Here is a 19043-nt window from a genome sequence, read left to right on the forward strand (position 1 = left end):
GCTTGGGTGTATGCCGTATTTTTCTCGGTACGCATCCTGCCGGGTGTTTTTTTCCAAATGAAAGGGGAAAATCCACCACAGGAATCTGACGTCAAGTGCCGCTGAGTAACGATTTCAATTTACTGGAAAGTCGACAAAACACAACAGAAATCCGAAAAACGAAAAGAAGTAATTGCCGATCGTTGCAGACGAGTTTAATCTTTTGACTATGACACCAGAAGAACAACAAAAGGCACACGAAGACTACAGGATAAAAAGGAAACGTGAAGCTCTTGGAGAAGACTTTTGGTATTATGCCGAAACGTTTTTTTCAGTATTACAATCAGGAGGCTGGAATAGTAATCTACCTTCCATAAGTTCACTATTTAAAGAATTAAGTAAAATCAAGCTATCATTCGAACAAAAAAAGAGAATTAATAAACTAGCTAGAGATATAATGGCTTCATTGAAAGAAGTGAATAATGAATTAGTAAGAGATTTGATAGAAGAATTTAATAAAATAAAAATGGATAATAACCTAACTTTAGTTCAAAAAGAGCATCTGAAGACAGCACTTCTTGAACTCTCACGAACTACAGGGCGGTTAGTTCAAATATATGGACAATGGACTAAAGATGGACAGATTATTAGAGATAATTCTTTGAAAAAGAAAATGGATCATTTAAGCACGTTATATGCGACATCCAGTATATTGAGGAAATGGTTATGAAAATTATATTATCGTAATAGTACAAGTTTCCAACTTTCTTTTTATGGTAATTTGTGGTAGTTTCAGACTTTTTATTTTTCGTGTTTATCACGTGCTCTGGCAAACGCAGTAAAATCAACAAATTTGGTTCACGACTTTTTTATCACCTGACACTTCCTGTTCAGAAACATTAATGTAGGTAACTACGATTTAGTGTTGGGTAACTCAAGATTATTAAAAACACGGCTGCTTTGGTTTAAATAAATATTATGGTAAAGAAATATTAGAAAAGTTAAAGACAGGAGAACATATTGATAAGGATTAATTTGGAGAGACCATATATTATTTGTCTGTCACATGCTAACATCACTAAATGGCAAAATCGTTGGATATTTCTTAGAAGAGAATCGAACGGCATATTTTACTAAAAAATACAAGGGAATTCATGATCGTTACGAATGACAAGCATGGATTTGCGGCAGGATTACCATGGAGAAACATTTCACTTTTGGAAAAAAATAAATTTAGATCAAGACAACACTCCGACGATCCCTAGAACAGATTACGTAGCGAATCCCAATGCTAAAACCTATGCAGTTGCAGTAGATCCTTTTAGGAAATTAGATGGACAAAAAACATCATTTCTAATGATGATGATCGATTCGGTCATCATATTATAGAAGTACTTTCCGAACAAGCATCGGATGCTCATTTAGCTCATTTGAAAAAGCTAGGTAACTCTTATGTTTTTGGAGGAAAAGAAAGTTTGAATTTCACTGTTGAAGGTTTAATTGATGAGATTAGTTTAGTTTAGTTTAGTTTTAGTCCCGATAGTAGATGGTGCTTCTAACTCTTTGACGCTATTTGAAACGAGTGCTCATCTTCAAAAAACTAAGCCAGTAAATTTCTTTTTAAAGAGCGTAGAAAAACTGGACGATGGTGGGCTATGGATGAAGTAGGTGATAAATCCTTAAATAGGACTTGAGGCCATCAACTGTCCTCTTATTTGCTATGTTCAAGTTGGAGTGGCAGCCCTGATAGGCTGCCATTATTTTTCGTCCTTGGCTGTCGCTGTTATAACCCCTTGTTTTTCAAAAATGCCGACTTCACGGTAACCCATTTTCGATACAGCATCTGACCGTCTTCAAACTAAAAGGCATGAGCCCGGTACAATACCGAACTCATGCCCAACTGGTTGCATAAAAATATTTGTCTAACTTTAAGGGGGCACTTCATACAGGGCTGCTTTTATACTACGGCCTAATTGCTCGTGTATTTTACCCAATCATATTCAGCGTATAGCGGATTCGCTCCATTATACGAACCTAGCCAGTCGTCAACACCAGTGCCATTCCATAAATTCATCATAATCTTGCCTGGCGTGCTTGGTATGTTCGTAGTTGCCGTATGCTTTAGAACCCCGTCAACATACCACTTAATGTATCCTGGTTGCCAATCGAATGCATAGGTGTGAAAGCCTCTTGATGCATCAAAGCCCAGATCAACAACCTTCTCGTGACCACCGACACCGTTTGTATAATAGTTGAATTGTACTTTTGTCGTGTCTTTGCCTAAAAATTCAATATCTATTTCATCCCATTGCGTGCCATCAGTAGGCCCCGTATACGTAAAAAAGGAAGATACGATCCCTGTATTTTTAGCAGGCTTCATACTGACCTCGTATAAGCCGTATCTGTAAGTGTTCGTCGATCGATACTCTCCGCAGTCAAACTTATTGTACGCAGAACTCGTTAAGCCAAGCTTCATTTTGCCATCGTTCGTAAAATTAACATTATTGGCACGCCAAGTGCAATTAAACATGTTCCCATTGGAATATCCGTCTGCCTTTTGCCATGCCCCCGAATTGAAACCATTAAGTGGTTCCCAAAAAACATTCCCCGCATAAACGCTTACCGAAAAAAACAGAGAGACAATGCCCGTGACCATTAAAGTGAACCAAGATTTCTTCTTCATTTTACACCTCCATAAAAGATTGACCAAACATGAAAGAAATGGATGACGATGATACATTATTTCAAGTATTGACCATCTTACCGAAAAAATAAAGCGCTTTCAAATTTGGTATCTTCATTGTAGTTTGAAATGGAGTCGTCCACAATAGCAAACTTAACACTTGAGGCATAATTTAAAAAAAACTAAATTTTATCAAGTTGTGGTTTAAAAATGTAAGTACTACAATTATATACAAGAAATGAAAATCAGGATTAAAATATTCTATTAAGGGGGGAAATGACGATTTTGAAATGGGATAGACTCAGGAAGCGGAGCCACTACATGTTTATACCATTTTATTCTCTTGGTATAATAGTCAATTAATTTTTGAAGAGGAGGCCTTTCTTTGAAAAAATTAGGTATGGTATGTAAAATAGCTCTGATACTTGTATTCTTATTGCCTTTAACACCGGTCTTTGGCCAACATATAGATGCATGGTCAGGTATGCCTATGGGAAAGCTCCATGTCAGGGGCAATCAATTGGTGAACAGCAGCGGAAAACCTGTTGTTTTAAGTGGCTGGCATCAGCCGTCGGGGGCATACTGGACCTATCAAAATAGTAATTATTATCTCAATTTAAATGGTAACAATCGTCATGCAGCAATTTTGGCTTATTTGAAGGATATCACTGACACCTTTGCAGACACCAGACCGAAGTATGGAAGCAACCACGGCTGGTATATGAATCAGGTCCGATTGTTTATTGACCGCCAGGATATGGGAGATGTGGCCGCAGGGTCATACAATTTCTCAGGTTTACAAGCAGCTACACAAAATGTGATTATTCCATACATCAATTATGCGAAAACAAAGGGCATTTATGTTACCCTTGGTCTTGATTTCACTTTGGCTAACGACCAGGCTACAACACAATCCAATCTGGACAAATTCAATCAAATATGGGGGTATCTTGCCTCGCAGCCGGCTATTAATAGCGCGGATAACGTCATGTTTGAACTGATCAACGAGCCTATTAAGTCATATGCGAATGGGCATTGGGGAGGCTATCCTGGCGAAAATGATTTTGTTGACCATTGGAATGATCTGAGAAGATTCCAAAACTCTATCATTTCCACGATTCGAAGTAAAGGAGCGGATAATGTCATCTGGGCTGCAGGACTTGGATACAACCAATTTTACAGCCCGGCGGCAAAACACCCGCTGATAGATCCATTGAACAACTACGGCTATGCTGTCCACTGGTATCCGGGCTACGGAGCGCATGATAACAAGGACAAGCTAAAATCACAATGGGATTCCAACATTAAGGCGGCAGCTCAAGCCTATCCAATAAATATCACAGAATTTACCTGGTTCAAAACACAGCCCGGCGATTCGGAGTACTGGAATTTGTTTAACGGCTCTAATAATGGATTTGGGCAAAACACGAAGTCCATTTTTACAGCAGCCGGTAATGTCAGCATGACCGCACACATGAATGGCTTTCTGCTGGAAGCTGGAGCAAGGAGTTCATTTGCGGACCCAACAGCCGGGTTAAAGTGGGATGGCGATAACCGACGTCAGGCGATGGCCCGCTTCTTGTTTGACTGGTACTATGAGCGTGCACGGACCTATCCGAGAGCACTACTCCAGAACAGTGAATCAGCAACGGATAATCTGCCTGCGGATGCACCGACTGATGTGCTTACAGATACATACATTAATGCACCGACGGACGCACAATCAGAATGATGTTAATACTTTCAGCTACCGACAGCCTTTCCAATTGGATAGGCTGTCGTATTATCTTATAGAAATGACTAGTGTAAGATTGACGGCCATTATGAGGCCTTCCGTTATGTAAAGTTGTTGAAATGATGGGGAGAGAGTATAGTTTGTATGTATTTATTTTGTACGGGAAGAGGTTCATATGGCGACAATTCATGATGTAGCATTAAAAGCGGGCGTGTCGGTCACTACCGTATCCCGTGTAATGAATAACCGGGGATATATCAGCGAAACTACACGCAAAAAAGTGTTCGACGCAATGGAGGAACTTAATTATCAACCAAATGAAATAGCACGATCTCTGCTACGTAAGCAGTCCAATATTATTGGCCTTATTATTCCCAATGTCTCGCATCCTTTCTTCAGTGAGCTTGCCAATCAGGTTGAGTATTACGCCTATCAGCATGGCTGCAAGGTCCTGCTGTGCAATTCACATATGGATCCCGTGAAAGAGAAAGTGTATATTGATATGTTGAAGCGGAACCGGGTGGATGGCATCATTATGGGTAGCCATACATTAGAAGTAGAAGAGTACCGACATTTGAATTCACCGATCGTGACGTTTGATAGGCAGATTGACCCGTATATTCCTTACATATCCTCGGATAATTATCGCGGAGGCGAGCTGGCTACGGAGCTGCTCATTCGCAAAGGCTGCCGGAAAATTGCCCATATCTGCGGAAATCTGGAGCTGAACATGCTGTCCAATGAGCGGACCAAAGCATTCCGGGATGTGGTGGGTAAGCATAATGTCCAGCATGTGATTGTTCAAACGGACTTGAATGTGTTCGACCAGAAGGAGTACGAGCGGATCATTTCAAAACTCGTTTATGAACATCCAGATGTGGATGGGGTGTTCGCAACAAGTGATATTATTGCTGCTTTTGCGCTGAAAGAATATATTCGCGCTGGAAGGCATGTGCCAGAGAATGTGCGTATTGTAGGCTTCGATGATGTAAGCGTTGCTTCCTGGCTGACGCCAGAACTTACATCGGTAAGACAGCCGATTGCAGAGATCGGCAGGCTGGCGGTCGAGCTGATCCGCAGGCAGGCGGAGGGGGAGCAGGTACAACCTGTCAATCTGTTGCCTGTTGAACTAATTGAGCGTGCAACGACCTGAATGAAAATCTGTTCCTCTAACAAGGGGAACAGATTTTTTTTAGTACAAGTTAAAAATTCAACATGTCAAACGATTGACACAAGTTAAACCTTTGACATATAATCCGTTTGTAAGCGTTTTATTTAAGTGTTCAGAGCCATTATATAAATAAGGGGATGACAACAGTGAGTAAATTCAAAAGAGTTCAATGGATGGTAATGCTGCTTCTTTTAGTTATGGTGGTGTCTGCATGTGGTGGCTCCGGTGGAGAAGGTAATTCGGCTTCTGGAGGGGGATCAGGGGATTCGAAAAATGTGAAGATTACGCTTTTGAACTCCAAAGGCGAAATCCTTCCACAGCTGGAGGAAGCCGCTAAGGCCTTCCAGAAAGACAATCCGGGTATTACTGTTGAAATCCAGCCGGTTCCGACTGGTGGGTCGCCTTTTGAGCGTGCCTCCGCTTTGTACGCATCCGGAAACCCGCCGACCATGATCATGCTAGATACAGGTGATGTGGAGAAGTTCAAGGACCGTATCCTCGATCTGAGCGGAGAAAAGTGGAATAAGGACACAGTTGAAAACGCTACCACAGCTACGACGGTTGACGGCAAAAATTATGCGTTTCCGCTGGCTGTTGAAGGCTACGGATTCATTTACAACAAAGCCGTTGTAGATAAAGCGGTAGGCGGAAGCTTTGATCCTACCACAATTAAAACCCGAAATGACCTTGAAAAACTGTTTCAGCAAATTGAGGCATCTGGTAAGAAAGCATTGGTGATTTCACCAATGGACTGGTCTCTGGGCGCTCATTATTTGCCTCTTGCTTATGCAGGCCAGAACAAAGACATGGCTGAAGTGGACAAATTCATGGCGTCACTAAAAACGGGCCAGGCTAGCTTGGCTAATAATCCTGTATTTAACGGACTTATGGATACATTCGACCTCATGATGAAATACAACATCGATCAGGCTTCTCCGCTAGCAGGAGCTTATGAACGCGGACCGGAGCTGCTCGGCAAAGGTGAAGTTGGCATTTGGTTCATGGGCAACTGGGCATGGCCGCAAATCAACAGTTTTGATACGGCTAACAAAGAATATGGTTTCTTGCCTGTACCCATCAGTAACAATGCCGATGACTACGGCAATCAGGAGATTTCGTCCGCTGTATCCAAGCGCATTGTTATTGACAAGGAGAAGACTACTCCGGAACAGCAAGATGCGGCGAAGAAGTTCCTGAACTGGATCGTATATGATGAGAAAGGCCAGGATTTCCTCGTGAACCAAGCGAACATTATCCCGGCGTTCAAAAATATTACACTGCCTGCGGCCGACCCGCTTGGCAAGTCCATCCAGGATTATATTGCAAAAGGCAAGTCAGAGCAGTCGATGAGCATGCTGCCTGCGGACCACTGGTCTAAGACAGGATCTTCCATGCAAAAGTATCTGGCGAAACAGGGAGATCGTGCAACACTGGTTAAAGAAATCGAAAACTACTGGAAAACCGTTAAATAAGGTTGTTTTCAAATTACCTGGAATAGAGAGAGAAACCCGAAACAAAGGAAGGGATCATCATGATTACGGAAAAAGGAGTATGGAACCGGCTGCGGACGCGGCTACTGTTTACGGGCCCAACCTTGTTTGCCTTCATAACGGTAATGATTATTCCATTTTTGTATGGCATCTATCTGACGTTCACAAACTGGGATGGTATTTCCACCACACTATCGCTGGTAGGCATCCAAAACTATCTGGCTGTTTTTAGAGATATCGAGTTTTGGAAGTCATTCGGCTTGACGCTCAAGTATGTGTTTTATACCGTTGTTCTTATCAATGTGATCGCTTTTATGCTGGCTTATGTGCTGACTAAAGGGTTAAAAGGGCAGAGTATTTTCCGGGCAGGATTTTTCCTGCCCAACCTTGTCGGGGGCATTGTACTCGGTTTTATCTGGCAGTTTATATTCAACAACGTGCTTGTCTATTTGGGACAACATGCCAGTATACAGTCGCTCAGCACGACTTGGCTGGCTGATCCCGACAAAGCGTTCTGGGCACTCGTGATTGTAACGGTGTGGCAGAACGCGGGTTACATGATGGTCATTTACATCGCGGGATTGACGGGTGTGCCGAATGATATTATGGAGGCCGCAAGCATTGATGGGGCAAACAGCTGGACCAGACTGCGGAAAATGGTATTGCCCTTGATGGTTCCTTCTTTCATCGTATGTATATTTTTGTCCCTGCAACGCGGATTTATGGTCTATGACGTGAACCTTGCGCTCACGAAAGGTGGGCCGTTCAGCAGTACTCAAATGGTGTCGATGCATGTGTATGAAAAGGCATTCCTTTCCCGTGATTATGGTGTGGGGCAAGCAGAAGCATTCGTGTTGTTCCTGATGGTTGCTCTCATCACTCTGCTTCAGGTTTATTTTAGTAAGAAGTTGGAGGTGGAGGCGTAATGACAAGAAAAAGAGTTGCTTCCTCCGTAATCAAATTCATTGTGCTGACAGTCATACTCATATTGTTCATCGTACCGTTCGTCTTTCTGCTGATCAATTCGTTCAAAGAAAACATGGCCATCACCTCAAATCCGTTATCGCTTCCAGAGAGCTTCAGTATGGTCAATTATATGAATGCATTTGATAAAATGAATTACATCGCTGCCTTCACCAACTCATTGGTCATAACGGTGTTAAGCGTTCTGTTTATATCGCTGTTTGCGGCGATGACGGCTCATTATTTTGTCAGAAACAACACCAAGTTCAACCAATATACATTTATGCTGATGGTTGCATCCATGATCATTCCATTCCAGGCTATCATGATTCCATTGGTGAAAATCTACGGGTCACTTGATCTGCTGAACAGTAAGTGGTCGCTGATTTATATGTATATCGGTTTTGGTAGCTCGCTGGCCGTCTTCATTTATCATGGTTTCGTAAAGAGTATTCCAAAAGAACTGGAGGAAGCGGCGCTAATTGACGGCTGCACGCGGGTTCAAACATTCTTCCGGATCGTGTTTCCGGTACTGATGCCCACGACTGCCACCATTTCCATTCTCAATGTGCTGTGGATCTGGAATGATTTTCTGCTGCCTTCCCTCATTCTGGTCGATCCGGAGCAAAGGACACTTCCGTTGTCCACGTATAACTTTTATGGAACCTATACAGTGGATTATGGTCCATTGATGGCAAGTTTGGTACTGACGATATTTCCGATCATTATCATCTATCTGTTCGCCCAGAAGTATATTATTCAGGGTGTTATGCAAGGTTCGATTAAATAATTGTAGGAGTAGGATGCCTTATCAAACAGACTAGAACGTATACGAGAGAGCGTGCAGATCAATTTATTTCCCAATCGAAGCATATGCTTCGGCCGGATTATCGGCTGAACTACCATTTAATGGCTGAATTCGGCTGGATGAATGATCCGAACGGCTTCATTCAATATAACGGGCAGTATCACTTGTTCTATCAACATTACCCGTATAAATCAGTATGGGGACCGATGCACTGGGGACATGCAGTCAGCCGCGATCTTATGAAGTGGGATTATCTACCGGTCGCTTTGGCACCGGACGGCGAGTTCGACCAGGATGGCTGCTTCTCTGGCAGTGCGATAGAGCAGGACGGGAAGCTTGTCCTGATGTATACCGGACATGTTGTAACCGGGCCTGACAAGGATCAGGATTACAAGCAGTCACAAGGGATTGCAGTATCGGAGGACGGGGTGACATTCGAAAAGTGGGAGGGCAATCCGGTCATCGGTTATGACGCCGTACCGGACACGATCAGCCGTAAAGACTTCCGTGACCCTAAGGTGTTCAGGCACGAAGATCAATATTACGCCGTTCTTGGTTCTAATGATGCCCAAGGGAACGGACTTGTACTGCTTTATCGTTCTGAAGACCTGAAAAGCTGGACGTATGTCAATGTACTAGCCGTGAGTGACGGACGTTTCGGCGATAATTGGGAGTGTCCGGATTTGTTCCCGCTTGGCGGTCGGCACGTATTTATGCTGTCTCCACAGCGCATGCCCCCTCAGGGAGAAGCATACCGCAATCTGCATTCCACCATGTACGGTATAGGTGATTTCAATGCGGAGGCTGGAACATTTACGGCAGAGCGGTATGCTCAGGTAGATCACGGATTCGATTTCTATGCCCCGCAGTCAACCTTGGATGATAAAGGGCGGCGAATCGTCATCGGATGGATGGATATGTGGGAGTCGGAGATGCCGACCCAGCAAGGGCACCATTGGGCGGGTGCAATGAGTCTTCCGCGGGAAGCGGTTATCGACCACGACAGATTGCTGTTCCGTCCGCTTGAAGAGGTGGAAAATTACCGATCCAATCTGTTCGAACAGCGGGATATCTTGCTGACAGGCGAGCAGATCATGGAAACGTTCGGAGATAGCTACGAACTGAAGGCGGTATTTGAGTTCGAAGCCAGTAACACCAATGAATTCGGCTTGAAGCTGCGAGTGGGCGACGAAGAGGAGACTGTACTCTCGTATCGTCCCGATGACGGTCTGTTCCGTTTTAACCGTGAGCGTGCAGGTATAGGCCCGGGCGGAGAGAGAAGAGTGCCTTTAAACTTAAACGAGGGCCGTCTGGAGCTTCGGATTTTTGTCGATAAAAGCTCGGTGGAAATATTCATCGGCGACGGTGAATACGTCCTCACAGGAAGAGTGTATCCGGGAGCAGAATCTACAGGCATTCGAGCGTTCACGAGCGGAAAGTGTACGATGGCTTCGTTTCAGAAGTGGGATATCTCCACATAGAAATGCATGATAAACAGGAACCCGACCCTTGATGGTCAGGGCTCCTGTTTTTTTGTAGAATTGTAATCGTGTGATTTACACAAGCTTATTTTGAAGATAGGCATCAATTTTTGCGAGGGCTTCTTCTGTACCGCCAGATTGCTGGAAGCTATCATTTATTTTTTGTACGCCCTCTTTATACGTTGCGTTCGACAGTACCTCATGTACGGCATCTCTTAACGATTGTACATTGATGTGGTCTTTGGTTATGCGATAGCCAGCTTGAAGTTCTGTTAACCGCTGCGCGACCATGGGCTGATCCTTGTCCTGCGGCAGTACAACCAAGGGTACGTTAAAGTGAATTCCTTCATTTACACTATTCATTCCACCATGAGTAATAAACACATCTGAATGACGTAATACCTCCAATTGGGGAACATAGGGCGAGATGATAAAGTGCTCTGGCGCCGGATTGATTTTCGTAAAGTCAGCTTTCTCGCCAGCTGCAATCACGACGATACCTTCAAAATCGGAAAAAGCTTCAATACAGGTGTTAAAAAAGTCTTCAGTATGGTCCAGAACAGTTCCCATCGAAATATACAAAACCTTTTTATCCTCTAGTCTGTCCAGTGGAAATGAATTTTCCCCTTTACGTTCTGGAAAGCTGGGACCAATAAAGAGATTCTCGTCACCATACTGTTCACCGTCTGGTTGGAAATATCGACTGGTATATACAACATTCAAAGCCCCTGTATTGCTCATAAATTGAACCATATTTTCGGGAGCAACACCGAACCTTTCTTTCATGAGCTGCAGTGAGGTCGTGGCATGTTCATCAAGTTGAAACGGCTCTTTTTCATTAAAGCGAAAGAGATTGGTAGCCATCCGATTCTGTGAAATCAGAAAAGATGGGGAGGAAGCAATACCAGGGATTTTCAAATAGTCTCTAACTAACTCGCCAGCTCCGAATCTATCATAGAATACAAAGTCAAAATCAATGCTTTTAGACAGTTGCTGAGTAATTGCTAATATGTCCAGCGAAGTCTGAATATGAATTTTCATAAATGCACTCAACCCATCCGGAGTATTGGAATCAATAGAAGCGGTCCTGACCAGATCAGAATGCAGGTGAACCTTCGCTCCAACTGCTTCGAGTCTGTCCTTGTATTTCTCAGTTGTAATGTAATGTACTTGGTCCCCTCGTGCTGCAAAGGCTTGCGTCATCCCAATCGTAGGGTTCACATGTCCTTCTGCCGGAAAGTTAACCATTAATATGTTTAACATTCATCATTACTCCTTTTCTCTACAATTAAGATTGCAGTTTTCACTGAATCTCTCAATCCATAATAACAATAATATTTATTTTTTCAAATGATATCCTTTCAAGATCGTGAAACACATGTTGGCATGAAATATGTATAACAAATATTTACCTCGTGCATAGTAAGGGGGAACTCTACTTAGCAAGGGAGGTTTTTTCTAAGTGAATGTTCAAAGAGCGCAAGAAATAGCGTCTTCTTCCATAATGGCGAATGTGTTGTGTGATGGGCTACCCATTTATATTCAGCATGTGAATGAACAGCGTGAGACGGCACGGATCTATGCGCTGAACAACCCGGAAGAAGAACGGGAAGTACCTTTGTACGCGTTAACAGAACGAGATCAGACCCTTGAATAGAAAGGAGCGACGTGAAAAATGAAACCGACCCAACAGAAAGAGATTGAGGCAGATCGTTTGAACTTTCGTGATCAGACGGATGATGTGGTCAGAGAAGTACCGGCCACAACGGATGCCAGCGAAGCTGTTGCAGCAATGACTTCACATATCAATAAATACGATGTACCAGATGAGTTGGAAGAAGAATAGTAAGTGGTCAAGCGCGCACAGGATAACCTGCTGCGTGCTTTTTATATGACGCATAACTTGGATGGTATCAAACAAAAAGTATTCAATGCCCAAACGTACAAGTGAAGCTGCCCATGTGTACGTTTTTTTCTTTTCGTTTTTTTGTAAAATAATATATAAATGATTTCTGTTCAAACTAAATGGACTAGGCCGTCATAGTGCCATTATCTCTATTAAGTCGAAAAGCCGAATTTAGAATTGTAGGAGGGAATTATGAACGATGAATTCAATGTACAGGTCCAGAATGTAGATCCGGAAATAAGTGAAAGTGAAGGTGAATTTGAGAAGAAAGATATTTCAAAAGTATTAACTATAATATGGATTTTTATAATTTATAGTGAGTCTGTCATTCTTCAACATTTGTCTAGTGGTCTAAATCTGCTGCAAAGTGTCTTATTTACTGTAATCGTCATATTACACATCCTCTTGTACTTGCATGCTCAAAGAGTTGCAAAATATTTTTCATGGGCTTATTTTGTTGTGCAAGGGGGATTGATCTTTTCAAGTGCATTTCTTCTACCTGACAGTTTCTCCATTGTGCTGGTTGGGTTAATGCCAATTTTGGTGGGTCAGAGTATAGGTATTTATTACAAGCCGCTTAAGGTCATTCTTGTATTTTTGATTTCCTATGTACTTTTTTGTGTGGCTGTAGTCTGGCATAATGATGGCAGGCAATTTGTATTGTTCATCCCGCTATTTTTTCTCATTGCAGTTGTTATAGTAGCTTATGCCATTCTTTTTCTCAAACAAGTTCAAGCACGAATCCGAACGCAAAACGTTCTTAAAGAACTTGAAATCGCACATCAAAAGGTCGAAGAACTTACAATCGCTAACGAACGACAACGTATGGCCCGTGATCTTCATGATACGCTGGCGCAGGGACTTGCTGGGCTAATCATGCAACTTGAAGCCATTGATGCTCATCTGACAAAAGGAAGTACGCAAAGAGCTCAGGAGATCGTCCAACAATCGATGTCACAAGTGCGAAGAACATTGTCTGATTCAAGGCGAGCTATAGACAATCTGCGTTCAAAAACCATCTCGGAAGTTGATTTTGCAGAAGCCGTGGAGGAAGAAATACAGCGATTCACAATGGCTACGAGCATTCGTGTAATCCGCAACATCAAAATTAAAGCTTCGGTTCCCAGACTGGTGTTCGAACATGGATTGTTTATTATAAGCGAGTGTTTAACCAACGTAGCGAAGCATTCACATGCGAATACTGTATGGATAAGTATTTTGGATAACGAAGGCAAGATTGAAATCGAGATTCGTGATGATGGAAAAGGATTTGATACGGATATTATTGCCAAGCAAACAGGGCATTACGGAATAATAGGTATACATGAACGTGTACGGATGCTGGGTGGAAAAATAAATATCAACAGTATATTTCAAGAAGGTACGGCTATAAAAATAGAGGCGCCTCTTACTAAAGGAGACCTATTATGAAATACAAGATTTTAATCGTCGATGATCATTGGGTAGTTAGAGAAGGATTAAAGCTGGTGCTGGAGACCAATGACAGCTATGAAGTGATTGGTGAGGCTGGAGAAGGTGTAACGGCTCTTAAATTGATCGAAGAACTTCAGCCGGATATCATCCTGTTGGATTTATATATGCCGCAAATGAGTGGTTTGGAAACCATGAAGGCCCTCAGAGAAAAACAAAATGAAACGCCAGTCATTATCCTGACGACCTATAACGAAGATGATTTAATGATTAAAGGACTCTCTTTGGGAGCAAAAGGATATTTGTTGAAAGATACCAGTCGGGAAAACCTATTTCGCACGATTGAGTCTGCGCTAAGGGGTGAAACGCTGCTTCAGCCAGAAATAACAGCAAGGGTATTTGCTGCCACGAATAAGAGAGAAGCTGAGGCAAAGTCACATGAAAGAAACTTAGTTCTGACTGATAAGGAAAGACATATATTAAAGTCTGTTGCACATGGTTTTAAAAGTAAGGAAATTGCGTTTGATATGGGAATTTCCGAGCGTACCGTAAAGGCACATTTAACGAATATTTATAACAAGCTTGGTGTTGATTCCAGATCTGAAGCCGTTGCTGTTTCGTTGGAACGTGGTATTTTACAGCTTTAGAAATAATAACTGAAAATATGTTATTTATTTGCCCAGTCGTACATAAGGTGCTTGCCCCTTTGTACGATTTTTTTGTTTGTTCATTGTTATAACATGAAAAAAGGATGAAAAAGTTTACTTGACCCACGGGTTGCTGATAGCACCTTTAGAAGAGAGAATCAGGGAGGATGACATGAAGTTGAAGAAAAAAGGAATTAGGATAATGATTGCAGGGGTTGCATTAGCTATCGTAGCTTCCGGTTGCTCCAGTGCAACGGAGAACTCTGTAACAGAAGCCAGTCACCCGGTAAAAGTGGAGAAACTTGCAATGAAACCTTTGGCCAATGATTTTAATTTGGCGGGTACATTGCAGGCAAGTAATGAGGCCATTGTTTCCTTTGAAGCGGATGGACGTATATTGAACACCATGGTTGAGGTTGGGGATTCAGTAGAAAAAGGGAGCGTCCTTGCGAAGTTAGATACATCCACTTACCAGTTGCAGCTGGATCGGGCCAAGGCAACCATGGAAAAGGCAAAGGCTGGTGTTAGCCAAGCGGAGGCTTCTGTCCAATCGGCACAGGCGGGCATTCATAGTTCGCAATCCCAGGTCAATGCGGCCCAATCCAAATTGCAGGAATTGAACAATGGCGCCAAAAAGCAGGAGATAGCACAGTCTCAAAATGCGGTTACTGTAGCAACTAATAATTATAACAAGAAGAAAGCGGATGCCGCACGCTCCCAAAGTCTATTCCAGGCAGGTGCGGTATCTTTAACGGAAAATGAGAATGCGCAGCTGGAATTAGCAAACGCACAAAAAAGCTTAAGTGATGCGCAAGAGAAATTGTCTCTTTTGCTTGCAGGGGCATCCCAGGAACAGCGTGCCCAAGCTTCGGCCGGCGTAGATCAGGCCAGAGCAGGGCTGGAATCGGCTAGGGCTACTATACAACAAGGGCTAGCCAGTAAAGCTCAGGCACAGGCTACCTATGAGGATGCATTGGCTGCTTATGAACAGTCATCCTTGTCACTGAAAAAAGCGACTTTAACCTCCCCGATCACTGGTGTTGTGATTGAAAAAAAGATATCTGATGGTCAACTGGGCTCCAGTGGAAGTGAGGCATTTGTTGTCGGAAATATCAAGACTTTAAAAGTACTCCTCCCCGTACCAGACAGTGAAATCTTATCGTGGAAGAAAAACCAAAAAGTTAATATATCTCTCTACGATGAAATGAGAACAGGAACCGTCACCCAGATCTATCCATCGACTAACTCCAAAACGGGAAGCATCAATGTGGAAGTTAGCATTCCCAATCCCGAACTGAATTGGAAGCCTGGTCAAGTCATCAGCGCATCTAAAAGCCTAAATCAAAACGAAGCGCTTTTAGTGCCCGTAGAGGCCGTAATTAGTACGGGAAATGATCCTTATGTCTTTAAAGCTGTAAATGGAAAAGCTGTCAAAACACCGATTAAACTGGGGAAAGTGACTAATAATCAGCTCGAAGTGGTCTCTGGGCTACAGGCAGGAGATCAAATCGTTACGCAAGGAGCAGGAACCTTATTTAATGGTGATTTACTTGGGAATGGTGTACCTGGGAAATCGGAGGAGTCGTCCGAATGATTAAATATATCGTTAAAAAGCAAAAAATTACACTCATTTTCTTCGCCATGTGCATTGTGCTAGGGCTCTACAATTTTACATCGTTACCTAAACAGGAGCAGCCTGATGTTATTCCTTTGTCAGCCAGTGTTACAACCATCTATCCAGGCGCTTCACCCGAAAGAATCGAGCAAACCATTACTAAGGTCATGGAACAGAAAATTAAAGCCGTACAAGGTGTCAAAACGATTTCTTCCACTTCATCTAAAGGACAATCTAGTATAATGATAGATGCTTTTGAAGATGCGGACCCGACAAAGGTGTGGGCTGATCTTCGTACAAAGGTACAGGATGCACAGTCTGAGCTTCCAGCAGATGCGATGCAGCCCATTATTAATGATAGCATGACAAGCTCTTTCATTGGTTCATACGCGATTACTTCTGATAAAATTGAGAATTTATACGCGTTAAATGAATTGATGAACAAATGGAAAGATCAATTAAAAACGGTCTCGGGTGTTTCGCAAGTTAATATTCAAGGAATACCAGATCAAGAAGTACGAATTAGTTTAGACACACAAAAGATGCAACAATATAACATCTCCTGGGAGCAGGTTGTTCAAGCAATCAAAAATGAGAATGAAAGAGTTCCTACAGGAAGTATGGATTTCAATGAGCGTACTTATCAGCTGACGGTAAATGCCTCTACCGATCCATCCATTCTAAATAACGTCCAGATTTCAAGCAATGACGATGGATTCCCGATATCTCTGAAGGATGTAGGGACAGCCTCACTTGTTTTTAAAAAAGCGACTAGTTATACGTATGTGAATAACAAGCCTGCTATTTCGATCAGTGTGAGCGGAGATACAGGCACAGACGTGCCAACGGTATCTAAGGCGACTACAGCCAAAATCAATGAACTTGTGAGCGGTTTGCCGAAGAATGTACATTTTGAGCTACTTTTTGCGCAAAATGATCGAGTCGATGAAATGTTTGGAAACCTGACCAAAGAGATGATCATCGCTATTATATCGGTCATTGTTATATGTACATTAGGTTTAAATTTGCTGACTTCTGCATTTGTGGCCTTGGCCATTCCTGTTTCCATCGCCATCGGCTTTATTTTCTTACCCACAACAGGAATCACGCTGAATCAAATTTCAGTCATCGGATTAATTATCGTATTAGGGATATTGGTTGATGATGCCGTCGTGGTCAATGACAACATTGAACGCCGACGCTCTGAATTTGGGGAAGATGCTACGGAGGCGGCCATTAAAGGGACGAAAGAGGTATCCTTATCGATCATTACAGCTACGCTAGCTACGGTTGCGGCATTTGCCCCGCTTTTATTCCTGCCGGGCACTATTGGTGACTTTATTAAACCGATACCTACCGTTATTTCGTTAACGATGCTGGCATCCATGATTATGTCGTTAACAATTATTCCTATTTTCCGTCAATGGTACGATCAACGTCGTAAAGGAAAAGAGAGTAGTAAGACAGTTAAGCCACCTGGACTTCTGGGGAATCAAATACAATCTCTATCCAATGTGTACTCTAAAAACTGGATGCCTAGAATACTGCGACGTCCACTGTTAACAGCGCTTATTGGTCTTATGATGGGTACAGCAGCTTATGGACTACTTGCTGTTGTTCCCATTGAATTATTTCCGGATTCCGATCAAGCGGATGCCACGATTAGCGTAACGATGCCAGAAGGAACGTCGTTGCAGGCAACCAATCAAGTTGTAAACGAGATTGGGAGCTGGGTCAAAAAACAGCCAGAAACAGAGCGGCTGGCGGCAACGGCAGGTGGAGGAGCGCCTCAGCTGTATAGTGATGTTGCAGGCGGTCATGGCTCTGGGGGAGCGGTCAACGGCCAAATTGCTGTCGTTGGGAAAGAGGGGATATTTGATCTCAAAAAAACAGTAGATAACTGGACCCATACGCTACAAGCTAAATATCCATCTGCATTAATCAGCATTCGTGTTCCCCAATTAGGTATTCCGGTCGGCAGTGCGGTGTCTATCCGTATTAAAGGAGAAGATATTGATAAGCTGCAAAACATGACAACTAAAGTCAAAGAAATGGTTGCGGGGACCCCCGGAGCTGTAGATGTGACCGATAATATGGGTATGCAAAGCTATAATCTGAATTTCCAAATCAATCAGCAAGCCTTGGATAAATATCAGGTTAGTTATTCCGATTTAACGCGTACTTTGCTATTAATGGGTGACGGGGTGAATGTAACGGATTTTGATACGGGTAAGGAATTGCTTGATGTCAATATATACATGAACAAACCAAACCAAGATCCTGAGGTATTATTCCAACAATTAAGTGTGAACAATGCGGCACGGGAGCAAATACCTTTATCCCAATTAGCCACGATGAAACCGGACTTTTCCATCCAACAAATCCACCGTTATGATCTGGAACGGACGGTAACGATCTCAGCCAATGGTAACGGGCGTACGGCTACAGAACTCACTAATGATATCCGTAGCAAACTTACAAATACCCAGTTTGAACCAGGCTACACCTGGGAGATGGGAGGGGAAACATCTGCGCAGTCTGATATGTTTAAGGACTTGGGCAAATTAGCTGTTATTGTTATTTTCCTTATTCTCCTCTTGATCACCATGCAGTTTTACTCGGTGTCCACACCGCTCATTATTATGACTACTGTTTATCTGGCAGCGGCAGGGGGAATCCTTGGAAGTTTTATTTCAGGGATGCCCATTGGATTCATGAGTATTATGGGGATCATTTCACTTGCTGGTATCGTCGTGCGTAACGGTATCGTGCTGATAGAGTTTATTGAAGATGCGCGGCGTGAAGGCGCTGATTTAACAGACGCCATTCTAATGGCATGCTCTGCCCGTTTCCGTCCGATCTTGCTTACTTCGCTAACTGCCATTGTGGGTATGATTCCTATTGCCACAATCGGGGAGATCTTGTTCAAACCGTTGGCAACAACCATTATTTTCGGACTGATTTTTTCAACTATTTTAACATTGTTTGTAGTTCCGACGCTGTATATGGTCGTAGCTCATCTGAAGCTGAAACGGAAGCATAAGAAGCAAAAGGCTATAAATAGCGATAGTTCATTGACCTTGTAGGTAAATATATAATACAGGATCGTACATTAGGCGAGAGTCTTAATGTAC

At 42.8% G+C, this 19043-nt stretch carries 15 protein-coding genes; 13 read left to right on the forward strand and 2 right to left on the reverse strand.

Annotated elements, in window-relative coordinates:
* The first annotated feature begins 202 nt into the window (after positions 1-202).
* The gene (locus JOD82_RS20755) at positions 203-709 is read left to right on the forward strand and encodes a hypothetical protein (protein WP_209949867.1); all 507 of its coding nucleotides are present in this window, start codon (positions 203-205) and stop codon (positions 707-709) included.
* Between the two features lie 1239 nt (positions 710-1948).
* On the opposite strand, the gene bglS is transcribed toward JOD82_RS20755, so the two are convergent.
* Positions 1949-2662 carry a beta-glucanase gene (bglS, locus tag JOD82_RS20760; protein ID WP_029519363.1) on the reverse strand — a complete coding sequence of 238 codons (714 nt, stop codon included), beginning with the start codon at positions 2660-2662 and terminating at the stop codon, positions 1949-1951.
* A gap of 385 nt (positions 2663-3047) precedes the next feature.
* Here bglS and JOD82_RS20765 point away from each other — a divergent pair, with 385 nt between their 5' ends.
* The 6 genes from JOD82_RS20765 to JOD82_RS20790 all read left to right on the forward strand — a co-directional run bounded on the left by JOD82_RS20765 (position 3048) and on the right by JOD82_RS20790 (position 10310).
* Positions 3048-4394 carry a cellulase family glycosylhydrolase gene (locus tag JOD82_RS20765; protein WP_069011603.1) on the forward strand — a complete coding sequence of 449 codons (1347 nt, stop codon included), beginning with the start codon at positions 3048-3050 and terminating at the stop codon, positions 4392-4394.
* Positions 4395-4572: 178 nt separating this feature from the next.
* The gene (locus JOD82_RS20770) at positions 4573-5550 is read left to right on the forward strand and encodes a LacI family DNA-binding transcriptional regulator (RefSeq protein WP_069011602.1); all 978 of its coding nucleotides are present in this window, start codon (positions 4573-4575) and stop codon (positions 5548-5550) included.
* Positions 5551-5714: 164 nt separating this feature from the next.
* A complete protein-coding gene (locus JOD82_RS20775; RefSeq protein WP_029519359.1) occupies positions 5715-7040 on the forward strand; it encodes an ABC transporter substrate-binding protein in 1326 nt (441 codons plus the stop codon).
* Between the two features lie 59 nt (positions 7041-7099).
* Entirely contained in the window at positions 7100-7984 is an 885-nt protein-coding gene (locus JOD82_RS20780; RefSeq protein ID WP_029519358.1) for a carbohydrate ABC transporter permease, read from the forward strand.
* Positions 7984-8811: a carbohydrate ABC transporter permease gene (locus JOD82_RS20785; RefSeq protein ID WP_029519357.1), complete on the forward strand. Its 828-nt coding sequence runs from the start codon at positions 7984-7986 to the stop codon at positions 8809-8811. The genes JOD82_RS20780 and JOD82_RS20785 overlap by 1 nt, the downstream gene beginning before the upstream one ends.
* 83 nt (positions 8812-8894) lie before the next feature.
* On the forward strand, positions 8895-10310 hold the full coding sequence (locus JOD82_RS20790; RefSeq protein ID WP_029519355.1) for a glycoside hydrolase family 32 protein: 1416 nt from the start codon (positions 8895-8897) through the stop codon (positions 10308-10310).
* Between the two features lie 75 nt (positions 10311-10385).
* Here JOD82_RS20790 and JOD82_RS20795 read toward each other — a convergent pair whose 3' ends face one another.
* Positions 10386-11573, reverse strand: coding sequence for a macrolide family glycosyltransferase (locus JOD82_RS20795; RefSeq protein ID WP_029519354.1), 1188 nt, complete (start codon positions 11571-11573; stop codon positions 10386-10388).
* 199 nt (positions 11574-11772) lie between these two features.
* Here JOD82_RS20795 and JOD82_RS20800 point away from each other — a divergent pair, with 199 nt between their 5' ends.
* The 6 genes from JOD82_RS20800 to JOD82_RS20825 all read left to right on the forward strand — a co-directional run bounded on the left by JOD82_RS20800 (position 11773) and on the right by JOD82_RS20825 (position 18995).
* On the forward strand, positions 11773-11967 hold the full coding sequence (locus JOD82_RS20800; protein ID WP_016820419.1) for an H-type small acid-soluble spore protein: 195 nt from the start codon (positions 11773-11775) through the stop codon (positions 11965-11967).
* An 18-nt stretch (positions 11968-11985) separates the two neighbouring features.
* Positions 11986-12156, forward strand: a complete 171-nt coding sequence (locus JOD82_RS20805) for a hypothetical protein (RefSeq protein ID WP_209949868.1) — start codon at positions 11986-11988, stop codon at positions 12154-12156.
* 252 nt (positions 12157-12408) lie between these two features.
* Positions 12409-13647, forward strand: a complete 1239-nt coding sequence (locus JOD82_RS20810) for a sensor histidine kinase (RefSeq protein WP_209949869.1) — start codon at positions 12409-12411, stop codon at positions 13645-13647.
* Positions 13644-14294: a response regulator gene (locus tag JOD82_RS20815; RefSeq protein WP_209949870.1), complete on the forward strand. Its 651-nt coding sequence runs from the start codon at positions 13644-13646 to the stop codon at positions 14292-14294. The genes JOD82_RS20810 and JOD82_RS20815 overlap by 4 nt, the downstream gene beginning before the upstream one ends.
* 172 nt (positions 14295-14466) lie before the next feature.
* The gene (locus JOD82_RS20820) at positions 14467-15888 is read left to right on the forward strand and encodes an efflux RND transporter periplasmic adaptor subunit (protein ID WP_209949871.1); all 1422 of its coding nucleotides are present in this window, start codon (positions 14467-14469) and stop codon (positions 15886-15888) included.
* Positions 15885-18995 (forward strand): efflux RND transporter permease subunit, encoded by a 3111-nt coding sequence (locus JOD82_RS20825; RefSeq protein WP_209949872.1) that lies wholly within the window; start codon positions 15885-15887, stop codon positions 18993-18995. Before JOD82_RS20820 ends, JOD82_RS20825 begins: the two co-directional genes overlap by 4 nt.
* The last annotated feature ends 48 nt before the right edge of the window (positions 18996-19043 follow it).

The sequence above is a fragment of the Paenibacillus sp. 1182 genome (assembly GCF_017833915.1).
In the GTDB taxonomy this organism is placed as follows: Bacteria; Bacillota; Bacilli; order Paenibacillales; family Paenibacillaceae; genus Paenibacillus; species Paenibacillus polymyxa_D.

Coding starts and splice junctions, on each gene's coding strand:
- bglS (WP_029519363.1), bottom strand. CDS start 2,662: ATGAAGAAGAAATCTTGGTTCACTTTAATGGTCACGGGCATTGTCTCT.
- JOD82_RS20770 (WP_069011602.1), top strand. CDS start 4,573: ATGGCGACAATTCATGATGTAGCATTAAAAGCGGGCGTGTCGGTCACT.
- JOD82_RS20780 (WP_029519358.1), top strand. CDS start 7,100: ATGATTACGGAAAAAGGAGTATGGAACCGGCTGCGGACGCGGCTACTG.
- JOD82_RS20785 (WP_029519357.1), top strand. CDS start 7,984: ATGACAAGAAAAAGAGTTGCTTCCTCCGTAATCAAATTCATTGTGCTG.
- JOD82_RS20790 (WP_029519355.1), top strand. CDS start 8,895: ATGCTTCGGCCGGATTATCGGCTGAACTACCATTTAATGGCTGAATTC.
- JOD82_RS20795 (WP_029519354.1), bottom strand. CDS start 11,573: ATGTTAAACATATTAATGGTTAACTTTCCGGCAGAAGGACATGTGAAC.
- JOD82_RS20805 (WP_209949868.1), top strand. CDS start 11,986: ATGAAACCGACCCAACAGAAAGAGATTGAGGCAGATCGTTTGAACTTT.
- JOD82_RS20810 (WP_209949869.1), top strand. CDS start 12,409: ATGAACGATGAATTCAATGTACAGGTCCAGAATGTAGATCCGGAAATA.
- JOD82_RS20815 (WP_209949870.1), top strand. CDS start 13,644: ATGAAATACAAGATTTTAATCGTCGATGATCATTGGGTAGTTAGAGAA.
- JOD82_RS20820 (WP_209949871.1), top strand. CDS start 14,467: ATGAAGTTGAAGAAAAAAGGAATTAGGATAATGATTGCAGGGGTTGCA.
- JOD82_RS20825 (WP_209949872.1), top strand. CDS start 15,885: ATGATTAAATATATCGTTAAAAAGCAAAAAATTACACTCATTTTCTTC.